The 15553-nt window shown below is 70.0% G+C and carries 14 protein-coding genes; 6 read left to right on the top strand and 8 right to left on the bottom strand.

Features of this window, described 5'->3' with window-relative positions; genetic code table 11:
• Positions 1–18 precede the first annotated feature (18 nt).
• Positions 19–2106, top strand: a complete 2088-nt coding sequence (gene recG / locus B2742_RS10835) for an ATP-dependent DNA helicase RecG (RefSeq protein ID WP_292066113.1) — start codon at positions 19–21, stop codon at positions 2104–2106.
• On the opposite strand, the gene B2742_RS10830 is transcribed toward recG, so the two are convergent.
• The 4 genes from B2742_RS10830 to kdsA are packed head-to-tail and all read right to left on the bottom strand — an operon-like array spanning position 2103 to position 6540.
• Positions 2103–3194 (bottom strand): DUF3089 domain-containing protein, encoded by a 1092-nt coding sequence (locus tag B2742_RS10830; protein ID WP_292066110.1) that lies wholly within the window; start codon positions 3192–3194, stop codon positions 2103–2105. The two genes, recG and B2742_RS10830, sit on opposite strands and share 4 nt — an antisense overlap.
• An 11-nt stretch (positions 3195–3205) precedes the next feature.
• The gene (gene rfaD, locus B2742_RS10825; RefSeq protein WP_292066107.1) at positions 3206–4207 is read right to left on the bottom strand and encodes an ADP-glyceromanno-heptose 6-epimerase; all 1002 of its coding nucleotides are present in this window, start codon (positions 4205–4207) and stop codon (positions 3206–3208) included.
• A complete protein-coding gene (gene rfaE2 / locus B2742_RS10820; protein ID WP_292066104.1) occupies positions 4204–5658 on the bottom strand; it encodes a D-glycero-beta-D-manno-heptose 1-phosphate adenylyltransferase in 1455 nt (484 codons plus the stop codon). The genes rfaD and rfaE2 overlap by 4 nt, the downstream gene beginning before the upstream one ends.
• Positions 5659–5676: 18 nt before the next feature.
• Complete coding sequence (gene kdsA / locus B2742_RS10815) at positions 5677–6540, bottom strand: 3-deoxy-8-phosphooctulonate synthase (protein WP_292066102.1); 864 nt, start codon at positions 6538–6540, stop codon at positions 5677–5679.
• A 111-nt stretch (positions 6541–6651) separates the two neighbouring features.
• On the opposite strand from kdsA, the gene B2742_RS10810 reads away from it, so the two are divergent.
• The 4 genes from B2742_RS10810 (at position 6652) to B2742_RS10795 (ending at position 10830) form a co-directional block, all read left to right on the top strand.
• Positions 6652–8112: a cryptochrome/photolyase family protein gene (locus B2742_RS10810; RefSeq protein WP_292066098.1), complete on the top strand. Its 1461-nt coding sequence runs from the start codon at positions 6652–6654 to the stop codon at positions 8110–8112.
• Between the two features lie 33 nt (positions 8113–8145).
• A complete protein-coding gene (locus B2742_RS10805; RefSeq protein ID WP_292066095.1) occupies positions 8146–9366 on the top strand; it encodes an SAM-dependent methyltransferase in 1221 nt (406 codons plus the stop codon).
• A gap of 30 nt (positions 9367–9396) precedes the next feature.
• Complete coding sequence (locus tag B2742_RS10800; protein WP_292066092.1) at positions 9397–10233, top strand: sulfurtransferase; 837 nt, start codon at positions 9397–9399, stop codon at positions 10231–10233.
• A gap of 114 nt (positions 10234–10347) precedes the next feature.
• Entirely contained in the window at positions 10348–10830 is a 483-nt protein-coding gene (locus tag B2742_RS10795; protein WP_292066088.1) for a hypothetical protein, read from the top strand.
• Here the strand turns inward: B2742_RS10795 and B2742_RS10790 are convergent.
• On the bottom strand, positions 10827–12140 hold the full coding sequence (locus tag B2742_RS10790; protein WP_292066085.1) for a dicarboxylate/amino acid:cation symporter: 1314 nt from the start codon (positions 12138–12140) through the stop codon (positions 10827–10829). The two genes, B2742_RS10795 and B2742_RS10790, sit on opposite strands and share 4 nt — an antisense overlap.
• Positions 12141–12168: 28 nt before the next feature.
• Positions 12169–13296 (bottom strand): amino acid ABC transporter substrate-binding protein, encoded by a 1128-nt coding sequence (locus tag B2742_RS10785; protein WP_292066083.1) that lies wholly within the window; start codon positions 13294–13296, stop codon positions 12169–12171.
• A gap of 89 nt (positions 13297–13385) precedes the next feature.
• On the opposite strand from B2742_RS10785, the gene metC reads away from it, so the two are divergent.
• Positions 13386–14558: a cystathionine beta-lyase gene (metC, locus tag B2742_RS10780; protein WP_292066079.1), complete on the top strand. Its 1173-nt coding sequence runs from the start codon at positions 13386–13388 to the stop codon at positions 14556–14558.
• Here metC and B2742_RS10775 read toward each other — a convergent pair.
• Both B2742_RS10775 and B2742_RS10770 read right to left on the bottom strand, forming a co-directional pair.
• Positions 14551–15009, bottom strand: coding sequence for a hypothetical protein (locus B2742_RS10775; RefSeq protein ID WP_292066077.1), 459 nt, complete (start codon positions 15007–15009; stop codon positions 14551–14553). The genes metC and B2742_RS10775 overlap by 8 nt on opposite strands.
• 31 nt (positions 15010–15040) lie before the next feature.
• Positions 15041–15451 carry a hypothetical protein gene (locus B2742_RS10770; protein ID WP_292066076.1) on the bottom strand — a complete coding sequence of 137 codons (411 nt, stop codon included), beginning with the start codon at positions 15449–15451 and terminating at the stop codon, positions 15041–15043.
• Positions 15452–15553 lie beyond the last annotated feature (102 nt).

Raw genomic sequence — 15553 nt, 5'->3', positions numbered from 1 at the left:
CAGCTATGCTGTCGTCGCATGCGGCCGCAGATTCTCTTTCCCCTGTTCGCGGAGGTTTCCAGCCTGAAGGGCGTGGGGCCGAAGATCCTGCCGCTCGTCCGGAAACTGGCCGGGCCGCTGGTCCGCGACGTGGCCTTCCTGTCGCCCTCCAGCCTGATCGTGCGGCGGCCGATGACGGCGGTGAACGCGATCGAGGGACAGGTCGGCATATTCGAGGTGATGATCGACCGGCTGTTCGTGCCCGGCAAACCCGGTGCCCCGATCAAGGTCCGGGCCTCCGACGACACCGGCTTCGTCCATATGATCTGGTTTGGCGGCTCGGCCCAGCACATCGACCGCCTGCTGCCCAAGGGCCAGAAGCGGCTGGTCAGCGGCAAGGTCGAGCGCTTCAACGCCGAGGTGCAGATCGTCCATCCGGACATCTACACGCCCGAACAGGCCGGCGAGATCGCCGCCATCGAGCCGGTCTATCCGGCCACCGCCGGCCTCTCATCACGCGTGGTCCGCAAACTGGTTCAGGCCGCCCTCGCCCACACACCCGACCTGCCGGAGTGGCAGGACCCGGCCTGGATGGCGAAGAACCGCTGGCCCGGCTGGCGCGCGGCGCTCGAGGCCCTGCACGCGCCGACCTGCGAGCCGGAGCTGGAGCCCGACGCCCCGGCCCGCCAGCGGCTGGCCTATGACGAACTGCTGGCCCACCAGCTGGCCCTCGCCCGCCGCCGCCGCGCCCGCCAGATCACCCCCGGCCCGCGCATCGCCCTGGGGGAGGCCTCGGCCCACCTTCTGGCCGCCCTGCCCTTCCAGCTCACCGGCGCCCAGGCGCAGGCCGTCGCCGAGATCCGCCGCGACCTCGCCTCGGGCGAACAGATGGGCCGGCTGCTGCAGGGCGATGTCGGCTCGGGCAAGACCGCGGTCGCCGCACTGGCCCTCGCCGACACGGCCGCCTCGGGTTTCCAGGCCGCGCTCATGGCCCCCACGGAGATCCTCGCCCGCCAGCACTGGCAGCGGCTCGCGCCGATGCTGGAGGCCGCCGGCATCCCGACCATCCTGCTGACCGGCCGCGACACCCCCGCCGAACGCCGCACCCGTCTCGCCGCCCTCGCTTCAGGCGAGGCGAAGGTCGCCATCGGCACCCACGCCCTGTTCCAGGACGCCGTCCGCTTCGACCGCCTCGCGCTGGCCGTCATCGACGAACAGCACCGCTTTGGCGTCAATGAGCGCCAGCGGCTGCAGGCCAAGGGGGATCCGCGCACCGGCGGCGTCCACCTGCTGACCATGTCCGCCACCCCTATCCCCCGCACCCTCGAACTGACCCAGTACGGCGAGCTGGAGGTGTCGCGCCTGACCGAAAAGCCGCCCGGCCGCACGCCGGTGACCACCGCCGTCCTGCCCCTGGCCCGGATCGGCGAGGTGGCCAAACGGCTCAAGGCGGCGATCGACAGCGGGGCGCAGGCCTACTGGATCTGCCCGCTGGTGGCCGAGAGCGAGGCCTCCGACCTCGCCGCCGCCGAGGCCCGCGCCGCCGACCTGCGCCGCATCCTCAAGGTCGAGGTCGGCCTCGCCCACGGCCAGATGCCGGGCGCCGAGCGCGAGGCCGTCATGGCCGACTTCGCCGACGGCCGCATCCCCCTGCTGGTCGCCACCACCGTGGTCGAGGTCGGGGTCGACGTGCCCAACGCCACCATCATGGTCATCGAACACGCCGACCGCTTCGGCCTGGCCCAGCTGCACCAGCTGCGCGGCCGCGTCGGCCGCGGCGCCAAGGCCAGCGCCTGCATCCTGCTGTACGGCGGCGGGGACGACGGGCTCGGCGAGACCGCGCGGCTCCGTCTGGAAACCCTGCGGCGCACCGAGGACGGTTTCGAGATCGCCGAGGAGGATTTCCGTCTGCGCGGCGGCGGCGACCCCCTGGGCCTGAAACAGAGCGGCTTTCCCGCCTACCGCTTCGCGGACCCGATCCGGCACCGGTCGCTGCTGCTGGCCGCCGCCGACGACGCCCGTCTGGTGCTCGGCCGCGATCCCGACCTGACCTCCCCGCGCGGCGAGGCGGTCCAGGTGCTGGAGGCCCTGTTCGACTGGCGCAACGACCGGCCAGGGATCGACTAGGACGAACGGCGCCCTGTCCAGAGCGCGAGCCGCGCCTGAACATCCGCTTCAATATCGCCGTAGAACAGATTGTACGGACGAGACTTTCTTCGATCCGCCCATCCGCCCGTCTCGCGGAAGGACTCCGTCTTCACCTCGGTGTAGCGCAACAGGCCCCCGCGGCATTGGGTGGCGACCTCGCGGGCCATCAGGGCGGGGCGCGCGCCCCATTCCAGCCCGGTGGCGTTGGTCGCGCCCCGATGCTGCCGCGCCGCGACCGCCGCCGTATCGGTCGAGCCCGTCACCGGATTCACGCACAGGGCGGGACGGCCGTTCAGCTCAACCAGACGCCCCCGCTCGTCCCAGACCAGCGCCCGCCGCAGTCGCCGCTGGCCGGCTCCGTCGTTGCCCTCGCTGACCGGCGACCAGGCGACGATGCAGCCGATCTGGTCCCGCCCGACGCAGGCCGGTACCTGCGGCGACAGTCCGTCCGCGGCCACCACCACATCCGTCAGATAAACCGCCACCAGACGGGCGCGCAGGGCGGGATCGACGGCCACGCGCTCGCGCACCAGCCGTTCGACCAGTTCTCCGCCCTGCTCCACCCCGGCCAGGACGATCGGTCCCGCCGGGCGCCGGGCGATCCAGGCGTCGAAAGCGGCCGCGACATCCCGCCAGGCGAAGGCCCGCGCCTCGCGCGCGTCGTCGCGCAGCGTCAGCCGCGTGTAGAGACTGCCCTGGCGATAGCGCGGGGCGCTGATGTCTCCCGCCCGGGCGAACGGTCCGGCGTAGTTGGGCAGCACCACCCGCTTCAGCCAGGCGTCGGCGTCCGGATCCCCGATCGGCCCGTTCCACTCGCGGCCCCCGTCATAGGTGGTCGAATGCACGAAGAAGACCGAAGCCGGTCCCGAATCCGGACCACGCGCGTCGCGCAGCGCCCAGGCCGTCGGATTGTTGTAGTCGGGCGCCGGCGGCGGCGCATAGGTCTGGAACGGCACCTGCGGATCCAGTCCGGCCCTGAGAATGTCCCCGCGCCACACGGCCACGGCCGTGGCCAGCAGCAGAACCACCGTCAGGCCGGTCCAGCCGGCCCATTGGCGCAAGCTCATCCGGCCGCCGCTCATCGATACGGATCCGCCGCGGCGAGGAAGTCCTGCACATAGCGCCGCACGCCGTCCTCCAGCGGCGTCGCCTGTCCTTCAAAGCCCGCCGCCCGCGCCCGCTCCATCCGGGCCTCGGTGAAATACTGGTATTTGTCGCGGATGCTCTCGGGCGTGTCGACGTACTCGACCCGGGGTTCCTTGCCCGCCGCCGCGAAGGTCGCATGGGCCAGGTCGAGGAAGGACCGCGCCTGCCCCGAGCCCGCGTTGAACACGCCCGAGACGCCCGGGGTGTCGAGCAGCCAGTCGACCATATCGACCACGTCGTCGACGAAGACGAAGTCGCGCATCTGGCCGCCATCGGCATAGGCGGGGTTGTGCGACCGGAACAGGGTCACCGGCTCGCCCGCCGCCACCTTCGGCCAGATCTGGGACACGACCGACTTCATCCCGCCCTTGTGGTACTCGTTCGGGCCATAGACGTTGAAGAATTTCAGCCCCGCCCACTGGCTCGGCGACTGTCCCCGGTCCGACTGGCGCGCGGCATACTGGTCGAACAGCATTTTCGAATAGCCATAGGCGTTTAGCGGCCTGAGCGACGCCAACGCCTCAAGATTGTCGTCGTCTTCGAACCCGGCCTCGCCGTCGCCATAGGTCGCCGCCGAGGAGGCGTAGATCAGCCGCGCGTCGCGCAGGGCGCACCAGTCCCACAGGTCGCGCGACAGGCTGAAATTGGTGCGCAGGATCAGGTCCGCGTCCGGCTCCGTGGTCGACGAGATCGCTCCCATATGGACGACCGCCTCGATCGAATCCGCGTGCCGCTCCAGCTGTTCAAACACCTCTTCCGGCTGCCAGAAGTCGGCGATCGGGTGTTTGGCGATGTTCCTCCACTTGCCGAGCGACGCTTCTTCCAGCCGGTCGCAGACGACGATGTCCCGCCGATCCTCGGCGCACAGCCGCGCGACGATATTGGAGCCGATGAAGCCCGCGCCGCCGGTGACCACGATCATACGCCGGCTCATGTCTCGTCCTTCATCTTCTCGATCGTCTTCGTCGTCGAATAGCCGTCCTCGAAGGTCGCGAGCCGGACCACGCCGCCCCAGCTCTCGACCAGATCGCCGCCGACCACGCCCTCACGCGTATAGTCCGCCCCCTTGATCAGGACGTCGGGCCGCAGCCGCTCGATCAGGGCGATCGGGGTGGGATCGTCAAAGGCCGTCACCCGATCGACGGATTGAAGCCCGCCGATCACCACCGCGCGGCTGTCCAGATCATTGATCGGCCGCCCCTCGCCCTTCAGTCGCCGCACCGAGGCGTCGGTGTTCAGCGCCACCACCAGACGGTCGCACCAGCCGCGCGCCTGGGCCAGATAGGCGACGTGCCCCCTGTGCAAAATGTCGAAACAGCCGTTGGTGAACCCCACCTTCAGCCCCTGCCGCTTCCAGCCTTCGACCACGGACGCCAGTTCCTCCAGCGGCATGACCTTGGCGTGGGCCCCGGCGGCGTGCTGGCTCATCTCGGCGTCGATCAGCTCGGCCGGGGTGACCACCGCCGTCCCTGCCTTGCCGACCACCACGCCCGAGGCGAGGATGGCGAACTCCACCGCCGTCTCCAGCGACGCCCCCGCCCCCAGCGCCAGCCCCAGCGCGGCCAGGCCGGTGTCGCCGGCGCCCGAGACATCAAACACCTCGCGCGCCCGGCCCGGGAAATGCTGCACCGGTCCGCCGCGCCGCATCAGGCTCATGCCCTTGCCGGCCCGGGTGACCACCACCGCCTTCGCCGTCGTGGCGTGCAGCAGCGCCTTCAGCGCCGCCTCGACCTCGGCGTCGCTCTCGACCGGCAGGCCCGTCGCGGCCGCCAATTCGCTGGCGTTGGGCTTGATCAGGTCGACCGCGCCATAGCGGGCGAAGTCGCGGCCCTTGGGGTCGACCACCACCGGCGCCCCGCTCTTCTCGGCCGCCGCCACCGCCTGGGCGATCACCAGATCGCTGACGACGCCCTTGGCGTAATCCGACAGCAAATAGACCGAAGCGCCTGTAAAGGCGTCGCTTTCCTCACCCATCAGGGCGGCCGCCTCCTCATCCAGGCGCAGCAGCTGCTGCCCGGCGGCGACGAAGCGGGTCTTGACGATGGTGGCCACCCCGGCGCGGCGCTCGACCGCGTCCTCGATGCCTGGCTCGGCGGCGATCAGGGCCGTCAGCTCGTCCCCGGCCCCGTCCCGGCCCGCCACCGCGCCCAGCCGCGCCACCCCGCCCAGGGCGGCGACATTGCGCGCCACATTGCCCGCCCCGCCCGGCATGGAGAGGGTCCGTCGGGTGCGCAGGATGGGGATTGGCGCTTCGGGCGAGATCCGGCTGACCTCGCCATAGACATAGCGGTCCAGCATCAGGTCGCCGACACAGGCGACCTTGACCCCGCGCACCCGCTCCAGCAGGGCCTGCAACCGTCCGAGATCGAGCGTGCGTTCAGCCATACCCTTGGCCTATCGGATTCAGGCCGCCTTCGCCATCCGCGCCTTGGTCAGGTCGTCATAGGCCAGCAGGTCGGCGCACAGGGCCTCGAACTGGTCCAGCGGCACCATGTTCGGCCCGTCCGAGGGCGCATTGTCGGGGTCCTGGTGCGTTTCCATGAACACCGCGTCCACGCCCACGGCCACGGCGGCGCGCGCCAGCACCGGCACGAACTCGCGTTGTCCGCCCGAGGAGGTCCCCTGCCCGCCGGGCTGCTGCACGCTGTGCGTCGCGTCGAACACCACCGGGCAACCGATCTCGCGCAGGATCGGCAGGGCCCGCATGTCCGAGACCAGGGTGTTGTAGCCGAAGCTGGCCCCGCGCTCGCAGGCCATGACATTCGGATTGCCCGCGCCGACGACCTTGGCGATGACGTTCTTCATGTCCCAGGGGGCGAGGAACTGGCCCTTCTTGATGTTGATCACCTTGCCCGTCGCCGCGGCGGCGAGCAGCAGGTCGGTCTGGCGGCTCAGGAAGGCCGGGATCTGCAGGACATCGACGGCCTGGGCCGCGATCCGGCAATGCTCCTCGGTGTGGACGTCGGTCAGCACCGGCAGGCCCGTGACCTCGCGGATTTCAGCGAAGATCGGCAGAGAACCTTCCAGGCCGAAGCCGCGCGCGGCGTTGGCCGAGGTGCGGTTGGCCTTGTCGAAACTGGTCTTGTAGATGACGCCGACATTCAGCCGCTCGCCGATCTCCTTCAGCGCATGCGCCATCTCCAGCGCGTGCTGGCGGCTCTCCAACTGGCAGGGGCCGGCGATGAAGACGATGCGCTGGCCGCCGCCGATGGAAACGGGGCGCTTCAGCCCGTCCTTGATGTCGATGATGGCGTTTGGCTTGGACAAGGCGGATTTCCCGGATTTGCGGCTTGGCGACGCGCGGCTGATGCCGCACTCATGCGGCCATCAGGTGGCGTCGGACGTATAGGTTCGCAAGCTATCACGGAGCCCCCGCGCATGACCACCGAGGCCGATGACCGTCCCGTCATCCTGTGGTTCCGTCAGGACCTGCGGCTGGCGGACAATCCGGCCCTGGTCCATGCGGTCGAAACCGGTCGGCCCGTCCTCCCCGTCTTCATCCTCGACCGGAACCCCGCCCTCCGGCCGACCGGCGCGGCCTCGCTGTGGTGGCTGGACAAGTCGCTGCGCGCCCTCGACGCGTCGCTGCGTGACCGCGGATCGCGCCTCATCCTCCGCCGCGGCGACAGCGAGGCCGAGCTACGCCGCCTGATCGACGAGACCGGGGCCGACGCCGTCTTCATGAACCGACTGTTCGAACCCGACGCCTTCGCCCGCGACGCCGACATCGCCCATGGTCTCGAGGCCGAGGGCGTTACCTGCAAGGGCTGGAACGGGACCCTGCTGGCCCGGCCGGGATCGGTGCTCAATGGATCGGGCCAGCCGTACAAGGTCTTCACCCCCTTCCACCGCGCCCTGATGGCCGCCGCCGTCCCCCCGCCGGCCACGGCCGCGCCGCCCCGCCTGACGACCCCCACCGGCCCGGCCTCGGAGGACATCGACGCCTGGGGCCTGCACCCCACACGGCCCGACTGGTCCGGCGGCTTCGACTGGACGCCCGGCGAGGCCGGGGCCGAGGCGGCCCTGTCGGCCTTCCTCGCCCGCGGCCTGAAGTCCTACAGCGTCGGTCGCGACATCCCCGCCGAGGCCGCGACCAGCCGCTTGTCGCCCCACCTGCATTTCGGCGAGATCAGTCCGTGGCGCGCGGTCGGAGCCGTCCGATCGGCCGCCGCCGACGGCCGGGTCCCGGCCGCCGAGGCCGAAAAATTCGTGGCCGAGATCGGCTGGCGCGAATTCTCCGCCCACCTGCTGCACGCCTTTCCACAGATCACCGACACAGCCTTCCGGCCCGAATATGACGCCATGGCCTGGCGCGATGACCCCGCCGGACTCGCAGCGTGGAAGCGTGGCCGGACCGGCTATCCCGTCGTCGACGCCGGCATGCGCGAGCTGTGGGCCACCGGCTACATGCACAACCGGGTGCGGATGATCGTCGCCTCCTTCCTGGTCAAACACCTGCTGATCGACTGGCGCGAGGGCGAGCGCTGGTTCCGCGACACCCTCGTCGACGCCGATCTCGCGTCGAATGTGCAGAATTGGCAGTGGGTCGCGGGATCCGGCGCCGATGCCTCACCGTACTTTCGCATCTTCAATCCAATCATCCAGGGACGGAAATTCGATGCAGATGGCCGCTATGTCCGCCGGTGGGTCCCGGAGCTCCGCGGAGTCCCGGACCGCTGGCTCCACGCCCCATGGACGGCCCCGCCCGAGGTCCTGCGCGACGCCCGGGTCCGCCTCGGCTCCGACTATCCGCGCCCGCTGGTCGACCATGACCTGGCCCGCAAGCGCGCCCTCGACGCCCTCGCCGCGATCGCAGCCGGCGCCGCCGAAAGGGATTGACGCGGTCCCGGCCCGCGCCCCACATTTCCCGTCATGACGTCGGTCACCGCCGAGCGCATCCAGACCGCCGCCCGCACGCCGCGCGGGTTCACCCTTTTGTTGCGCCTGCTGGCCAACAACTGGACCTTCGGCCGGCTCACGGTCCTGCTGCCCAACGGCGAGATCCACCAGCTTGACGGGACCCGACCCGGTCCTGCGGCGATTTTCGACATCAAGGACTACCGCTTCGCCCGGCGCGTTCTGGCCTCGGGCGATATCGGTTTCGCCGAAGGCTATATGGCCGGCGAATGGGAAAGCCCGCATCTGGCCGCCCTGCTGGAGTCCTTCGCCCACAACTATGACCACATCCGACGGCTGGCCGACGGCAATCCGCTGATGCGGGCGATCAACTGGCTGTCGCACAAGCGCCGCCGCAACAGCCGGTCGGGATCGAAGAAGAACATCCACGCCCACTACGACCTCGGCAACGCCTTCTATGCGTCCTGGCTGGACCCGACGATGACCTATTCGTCGGCCCGCTTCACAAGGGCCGGCCTGGCGCTCGACGCGGCCCAGCGCGAGAAATACGCCGCCCTCGCCAGACTGATGGCGCTGCAATCCGGCCAGTCGGTGCTCGAGATCGGCTGCGGCTGGGGCGGGTTCGCGGAATTCGCGGCCCGGGACGTCGGCGCCCGAGTCACCGCCGTCACCATCTCGCAGGAGCAGTTCGACTTCGCCCGCCGGCGGATGTTCAACGCCGGCCTCGCCGAGCGCGTCGATATCCAGCTGATCGACTACCGCGACGTCCAGGGACGGTTCGACCGCGTCGCCTCGATCGAGATGTTCGAGGCGGTGGGCCAGGAATACTGGCCGGCCTATTTCAGCAAGATCCACGACGTGCTCGCACCCGGCGGCATGGCCGGGCTGCAGATCATCACCATCGATGACGCCCTGTTCGACGACTACAACCGCCGGACCGATTTCATCCAGAAATACATCTTCCCCGGCGGCATGCTGCCTTCGGAAGAGCGGTTGAAGCCGGTGATCGACAGCGCCGGACTTGGCTGGCGCGCCGTCGAGCGGTTCGGCCAGGACTATGCCGACACGCTGAAGCTCTGGGACGAACGCTTCCAGGCCGCCTGGGACGACATTCGCCGCATGGGCGGATTCGACGAGCGGTTCCGGCGGCTCTGGCGGTTCTACCTGGCCTATTGCGAGGCCGGTTTCCGCTCGGCCCGCACCGATGTGATCCAGCTGTCGCTCACCCGCGCCTGACCGGTCGGCGCGGCGGTGCTAGGCTGGGGCATGGACTCGCCCTTGATCTCCACCGCCGACCTCGCCGCCCGTCTCGGCCGACCCGGCCTGCGCGTCATCGACGGCAGCTGGCATCTGGACGGCCGTGACGGGCGACCGGACTTCGCGGCGGCGCGTATCCCCGGCGCGGTCTTCTTCGATCTTGAGGCCAGTTCCGATCAGGACAGCCCCCTGCCCCACATGTTGCCCACGCCGACGGCCTTCGCCGCCCGCATGGGCGAACTGGGCATCGGCCGGACCGATGCGATCGTGGTCTATGACACGACAGGCATCCGCGCTTCGGCCCGGGTCTGGTGGATGTTTCGCGCCATGGGAGCCCGCGATGTCCGGGTCCTCGACGGAGGCCTGCCGAAATGGCTGTCCGAGGGACGTCCGGTCGGGTCCGGCCCGGCTTCACCGTTGCCGGTCGCGACCTTTGCGGCGGCGCCGGAACCCGGTCTGGTCGCCGATCTCGCCGCCGTCCGCGCCGCCCTGCGCGACGGCGAACAGGTGCTGGACGCCCGCGCCGCGGACCGCTTCGAGGGTCGCGCGCCCGAACCCCGCCCCGGCCTGCGGTCCGGCCACATGCCGGGCGCCCTGAACCTGCCGTTCCCCACCGTGCTGAATGCGGACGGAACGATGAAGCGGGGCGCCGAGCTGGAAGCCGCCTTCCGCGCCGCCGGCGTCGACCTCGACCTCGACCGCCCCGTCGTCACCACCTGCGGCTCCGGCGTCACCGCCGCCATCCTCAGCCTCGGCCTCGCCGTCCTCGGCAAGCCGTCCCGGCTCTACGACGGCAGCTGGGCCGAATGGGGCGGGCGCGCGGACACGGAGATCGAAACTCGATAGGGTTGTCGCCGGCTTCCAGGGATCATCATGCATATCGAAGGTGAAATCGCGGTCGGCGAAGCGGCGCCCCATGCGGCCCGGGCGACATCGCGGATCAATGGCCATCCGAAGCCGATGATCCTCTCGGGCGTCATCACGTTCGTCGCCGGGCTGTCGCTCATGCTGATATTTACCGCGCTGCAGGGCGCGTTCGGCTGGCCGGGTTGGCTGTTTCTGCCGGCCATCGTCACATGCGTGATCCTCGCCGCCATGATCAGCACCCGTATCGGACGCGCCTTCGCGCTTCGCATAGCCCGGCGTGAACTGGCGAAGCGGGGATTGAGGAATCCGACGCACAACCGGTTTGAGCTGAGGCCAGATGGAATCTCGAGCCTGACCGGGTCAGTCGAGACCCGGGCTCCGTGGACCTCGGTGAGCGATCTCTTTCCCGTGGGGCCCTACTGGGTCGTCATCGCGGACGCTTGGCCCTTCTATCTGCCCCGTCGCTTCTTCTCCTCGGTCGCGGATGAGAAGCGCTTCCTTGGCCACATGCTCGAACACATGAGCGAGGACGCACGGGCGCGCAGCGATGCTGCGGCCCGCTTCGTCGCTTCCTAGTTCGCCGGCGCGACCGCCGGCAGCGGCAGATCGTCCGGCACGATGTCATCGCTCTCGCCGCGCGACACCACCGTCGCCGCCACCAGATCGCCGGTGACGTTCAGGGTGGTGCGGCACATGTCGAGGAAGCGGTCGACGCCGAGGATCAGGCCGATGCCTTCGGCCGGCACGCCGACCATGACCAGGATCAGGGCGATGACCGGCAGCGATCCCGCCGGCACGCCGGCCGTGCCGATGCCGCCGAGGATGCAGACCAGCATCACCACCAGCTGCTGCTGCAGGTTCAGGTCGATGTTGAAGAACTGGGCCAGGAACAGGACCGTGACCCCTTCGAACAGGGCCGTGCCGTTCTGGTTGGCCGTAGCCCCCACGGTCAGCACGAAGCGCGAGATGCGGCGCGGCAGCTTCAGCTTCTCTTCCGCCGCCTTGATGGCGATCGGCAGGGTGGCGTTGGACGAGGCGGTGGAGAAGGCCACGACGAAGGGCTCGCGGACGCCATTCGCGAATTTCAACGGGTTCATCCCGCCGAAGATCCAGACCAGCAGCGGATAGACGATGAACATGTGGATCGCCATCGCGCCCACCGCCACGCCCGCATAGGCGCCAAGCTTGACCAGAAGCTCCCAGCCGAACACGGCCGAGAGATTGAACATCAGGGCGGCGATCGCAATCGGGGCCAGTTTGATGACCAGATTGATGAGCTTCATCATCACCTCGAACAGGCCTTGAAGCGTCTGCTGAAGCGCGTCCGTGGCCGGCGACTTGGCCATGACCATGCCGATGCCGAAGATCAGGGCGAAGACCATCACCGGCAGGATCTGGTTCTCCGCCGCGGCGGTGACGACGTTGGACGGGATCATGTCGAGGAAGAACTGGCCCGCCTCGATCGATTTGGGCGCATTGCCGACGATGGTCGCGGCGCCTTCCGCCCCGTCGGCCAGCAGCTTCTGAGCCAGGGCCTGATCGACGCCGGCGCCCGGCTGGAAATAGTTGACCATGCCCAGGCCGATGCCGACGGCGATAGCCGAGACGAGGATGGTGAAGACCAGAGTCTTGAAGCCGACCCGGCCCAGCGACTTCAGATCGCCCATCTCGGCGACCCCGACCGCCAGCGCCGCGAACAGCAGAGGCAGGACCAGCATGAACAGAAGACGCAGGAAGATCTGACCGACGGCCTGGATGAGGTCCATCACCCAGGGCAGGACTTCAAGCCCGTTCAGGTTAACGTAGAGCCCGCCGCCCATGCCGACCGCAAAGCCGACCAGCATCCAGACATAGAGCGGAATCCCGCCGCGTTTCGTCGTTTCCATCTTTCCCCCTGGCGCCTGTCCCGGCGTCCTATCGAATCGGCAGGGCGTAGATCAGCCCGCGCGGTCTTGCGTTCCATTGTGCGTTAAGCCCGCGGGTCAGGTCGAGCGTCGAATCCGTCCCGACGTTACGCGAGAAGATTTCGCCATAGTTGCCCCCGGCCTGGATCGCCGCCTTCGCCCAGTCCTTGCGCAGGCCCAGCATCGGCCCGACGTCGCCCTCGGCGCCCAGCAGGCGGCGCACCTGCGGATTGGGCGAATCCTCGGCCAGCTCGGCCGCATTCTCGCGGGTCACACCCAGTTCCTCGGCCAGGATCAGGGCGTTCAGCGTCCAGCGCACGATCGAGGTCCAGGCCTCGTCCCCGCGCCGGACCGCGGGTCCCAGCGGCTCCTTGGAGATCACCTCGGGCAGGATGGCGTGCTGTTCGGGATTGGACAGGGTGGTCCGCGCCGCCGCCAGGGCCGAGATGTCCGCGCTCAGGGCGTCACAGTCCTCGCGCGCATAGGCGGCCCGGGCGGCCTCTTCATTGGCCGCCACCACCGGCGTATATTCCAGCCCGCGCGCCCGGAACCAGTCCGCCACGTTCAACTCGGAGGTTGAGGCCCGCTGCACGCACACCCTCGCGCCGTTCAGCTCGGCCGCCGTGGCCAGGTCCAGCGCCCGCCGCACGAGGAAACCCTGGCCGTCGTAATAGTTGACCCCTGCGAACCGCACGCCTTCCTGCGCCTCGCGTGTCAGGGTCCAGGAAGTCGAGCGCCACAGCACATCGACGCGGCCGCTGCGCACCGCCTCGAACCGCTGGCTGCCGGTCAGGGGCACAAAGCGGACCGCATTCGCATTGCCCAGCACCGCCGCCGCCAGGGCGCGGCAGAAGTCGGCGTCGAAGCCGCGCCATTCGCCGCGATTGTCGGTGTAGGCGAAGCCGACCAGCCCCTCGTGGACGCCGCAGTTCAATCGTCCGCGCCGCTTGACGGCGGCCAGGGTCGGACTGGCGAATTCGGGCGCGGCCGCCTGGGCCTGGGCGGCGGGGTCCGCGCCGTCGTCGACGTCGGCCGGGCGGTCGTCCCGCCCGCAGGCCGCGACACTCAGGACCAGACCCGTCAACCCCGCGATCACGGCGCCGACCGCCGTCTTCCGCCCCACCGATCGTGCCCGCATTAGCGCCTCGCCGAAATTCGTCAGACCTTGCGCCCCGCCTGCTTTAGAGGCCTTTGGGGCCTGAACCGCAACCCTCCGTTCCGGCGCGCATGACCGATCGAACCGACCGCACCCGCCTGATCGCCTCCGCCACCCGCCGCGGAAAAGGCCGTCGCCCGGTCGCCCCGCCGGTCGAGCGCGCCTCGACCCTGCTCAACGATTCGCCCGCGGCCATGCGCGACGAGAGCCAGGGGCCGGTCTATGGCATCGAGGACCTGTCGGCGGCCCGCGAACTCCGCACCCTGCTGGCTGAACTCGAAGGCGCCGCCGACGCCTGGCTGGTCCCGTCGGGTCTCGCCGCCGTCACTGTGCCGCTCACCGCCCTGCTCCGTCACGGCGACGAGGTCCTCACCACCGACGCCCTCTATGGCCCCAGCCGCCGCTTCCTCCGGCGGCATCTCGGCGCGCGCGGCGTGACCACGGCCTTCCACGCGCCCGAAGCCTCGACCGACGACATCCTCGCCGCGATCACCGACCGCACCCGCCTGCTGCTGATCGAATCGCCCGCCTCCCTGACCTTCGAGATGCTCGATGTCCCCGCCCTGGCCGCCGCCTGCCGCGCGCGGGGCGTGTTGACGGTGATGGACAACACCTGGGCCGCCGGGCTCGCCTTCCGGCCCCTGGCCCACGGTGTCGACGTCAGCGTCCAGGCCGTGACCAAATATGTCGCCGGTCACTCCGATCTGTTGATGGGCTCGATCGCCGTCGCCGATCCCGCCGTCGGCCGGCCCATCGCCGAAACACTGGAGGACCTCGGCTGGCGGGTCTCGCCCGACGACGCCTGGCTGGCCCTGCGCGGCCTCCGGACGATGCCGCTGCGCTATCAGGAGCAGGCCCGGTCCGCGCTGGCCGTCGCCGGCTGGCTGCGTGAGCGGCCCGAGGTCGCCGACATCCTCTACCCCGCCCTGCCCGGCTCGGCCGGACACGCCCTGTGGGCGCGCGATTACACGGGCGCCGCCTCGATCTTCGGCGTCGTCATGCAGGGCGGCGACGAGGCTGCCGCCCATGCCCTGATGTCGGCGCTGGACCTGTTCGGCCTCGGCTATTCCTGGGGCGGGTTCGAGAGCCTGATCACCCATGAAACCGGCCAGCTCACCTTCCGCAAATCGCCGCCGACCCTGCCCGGCCAGCTGCTCCGCCTCCACGTCGGGCTCGAGGACCCCGCCGACCTGATCGCCGACCTCGAGGCCGGACTGGCCGCCTGGCGCGCCGCCGTCAGCTGAGCTTCGCCCGCGCGGCCTTCAGCTTCGTCTTCAGCGCATCCCGATTCCGCGCCTGCCGCTTCGTCAGATCGGCCGCCTTCCGCTCCAGCGCCTCGCGCTCGGCTTCCAGCGCCGCCGTCTCCCCGGCCTGCACCTGGTCGAGGGCAGCCAGTTCAGCCTCAAGCGCCTCGACCCGCGCCCGGTCCTTCGCGCTCGATCCGGCCTGGGCCTTTGGCGGCTTCGCCTTCTCTACCTTGCCCACATCGACCGACAGCCCGCGTTCGATCAGCGTGCCCGGCGCCGCCAGCGCCGCCGCATGATCAGGTCCGCTGTCGATCTCCTCCGCCGCGCCGTCCTTGAACAGGTCGCGCTTCATGCCCCAGGCCGTGAGCGCCCCGGCGCGCGAGGGCGCCGCCACGGTCCAGGCGTGGAAGCCGTCGGAATAGCGGAAGACCTTGAGGGCGCGCGGCATGCGCCCCCAACGGTTGGCGGGCCGTCGGGTTCTATCCGGCGGCGGGCGCGGAGCCGCCGACCGGCAGCCGCGTGACGATCCAGCCGCCCAGCAGCGGCGCGGCGACGGCGGCGATCTGCATCCAAAGGGGATGCGGGATCATCAGCACATTGGCGATTCCGCCGACCGCGATCAGTCCCGCGATCACCCACCCGGCCCAGCCCGTCCGCGACAGCCGCCGCGCCAGCCAGCCGCCGGCCAGGGCGCCGGCGAACCAGCAGAACACCACCCAGACCTTCGCCGCCATGGGCGCAGCGGCCGCGATCCGTTTGACGTCTTCCGGGTCGGCCGGGTCGAGTCCGGCAGGCGGCGGAAACGCAACGTAGCTCACCATCTCCAGCGCCATGATGACCACAAACGCCAGCACCACGCCGGCCACGATCCCCAGGATAGTTCTCAGCATCGGACGTCCCCTCCAGAACATGCCCGGGAACCTTAGCGGTTGGTGAGGCCGTCGACAGCGCAAAAAGCGCTCGACCGGCCGTGGCGCGCCCAGCAGGACTCG

The sequence above is a fragment of the Brevundimonas sp. UBA7664 genome, assembly GCF_002483305.1.
GTDB lineage: Bacteria > Pseudomonadota > Alphaproteobacteria > Caulobacterales > Caulobacteraceae > Brevundimonas.
The sequence above is the reverse complement of the archived record's forward strand: the minus strand, read 5'-3'. Positions and strand labels throughout refer to the sequence as shown.

What these genes read in the sequence shown, in the direction of transcription:
- B2742_RS10775 (WP_292066077.1), bottom strand. Translation starts at nt 15,009, where the DNA reads ATGCCGCGCGCCCTCAAGGTCTTCCGCTATTCCGACGGCTTCCACGCC.
- B2742_RS10790 (WP_292066085.1), bottom strand. Translation starts at nt 12,140, where the DNA reads ATGGAAACGACGAAACGCGGCGGGATTCCGCTCTATGTCTGGATGCTG.
- B2742_RS10805 (WP_292066095.1), top strand. Translation starts at nt 8,146, where the DNA reads ATGACGTCGGTCACCGCCGAGCGCATCCAGACCGCCGCCCGCACGCCG.
- B2742_RS10785 (WP_292066083.1), bottom strand. Translation starts at nt 13,296, where the DNA reads ATGCGGGCACGATCGGTGGGGCGGAAGACGGCGGTCGGCGCCGTGATC.
- B2742_RS10795 (WP_292066088.1), top strand. Translation starts at nt 10,348, where the DNA reads ATGATCCTCTCGGGCGTCATCACGTTCGTCGCCGGGCTGTCGCTCATG.
- rfaE2 (WP_292066104.1), bottom strand. Translation starts at nt 5,658, where the DNA reads ATGGCTGAACGCACGCTCGATCTCGGACGGTTGCAGGCCCTGCTGGAG.
- B2742_RS10830 (WP_292066110.1), bottom strand. Translation starts at nt 3,194, where the DNA reads ATGAGCTTGCGCCAATGGGCCGGCTGGACCGGCCTGACGGTGGTTCTG.
- metC (WP_292066079.1), top strand. Translation starts at nt 13,386, where the DNA reads ATGACCGATCGAACCGACCGCACCCGCCTGATCGCCTCCGCCACCCGC.
- B2742_RS10810 (WP_292066098.1), top strand. Translation starts at nt 6,652, where the DNA reads ATGACCACCGAGGCCGATGACCGTCCCGTCATCCTGTGGTTCCGTCAG.
- recG (WP_292066113.1), top strand. Translation starts at nt 19, where the DNA reads ATGCGGCCGCAGATTCTCTTTCCCCTGTTCGCGGAGGTTTCCAGCCTG.
- B2742_RS10770 (WP_292066076.1), bottom strand. Translation starts at nt 15,451, where the DNA reads ATGCTGAGAACTATCCTGGGGATCGTGGCCGGCGTGGTGCTGGCGTTT.
- B2742_RS10800 (WP_292066092.1), top strand. Translation starts at nt 9,397, where the DNA reads ATGGACTCGCCCTTGATCTCCACCGCCGACCTCGCCGCCCGTCTCGGC.
- rfaD (WP_292066107.1), bottom strand. Translation starts at nt 4,207, where the DNA reads ATGAGCCGGCGTATGATCGTGGTCACCGGCGGCGCGGGCTTCATCGGC.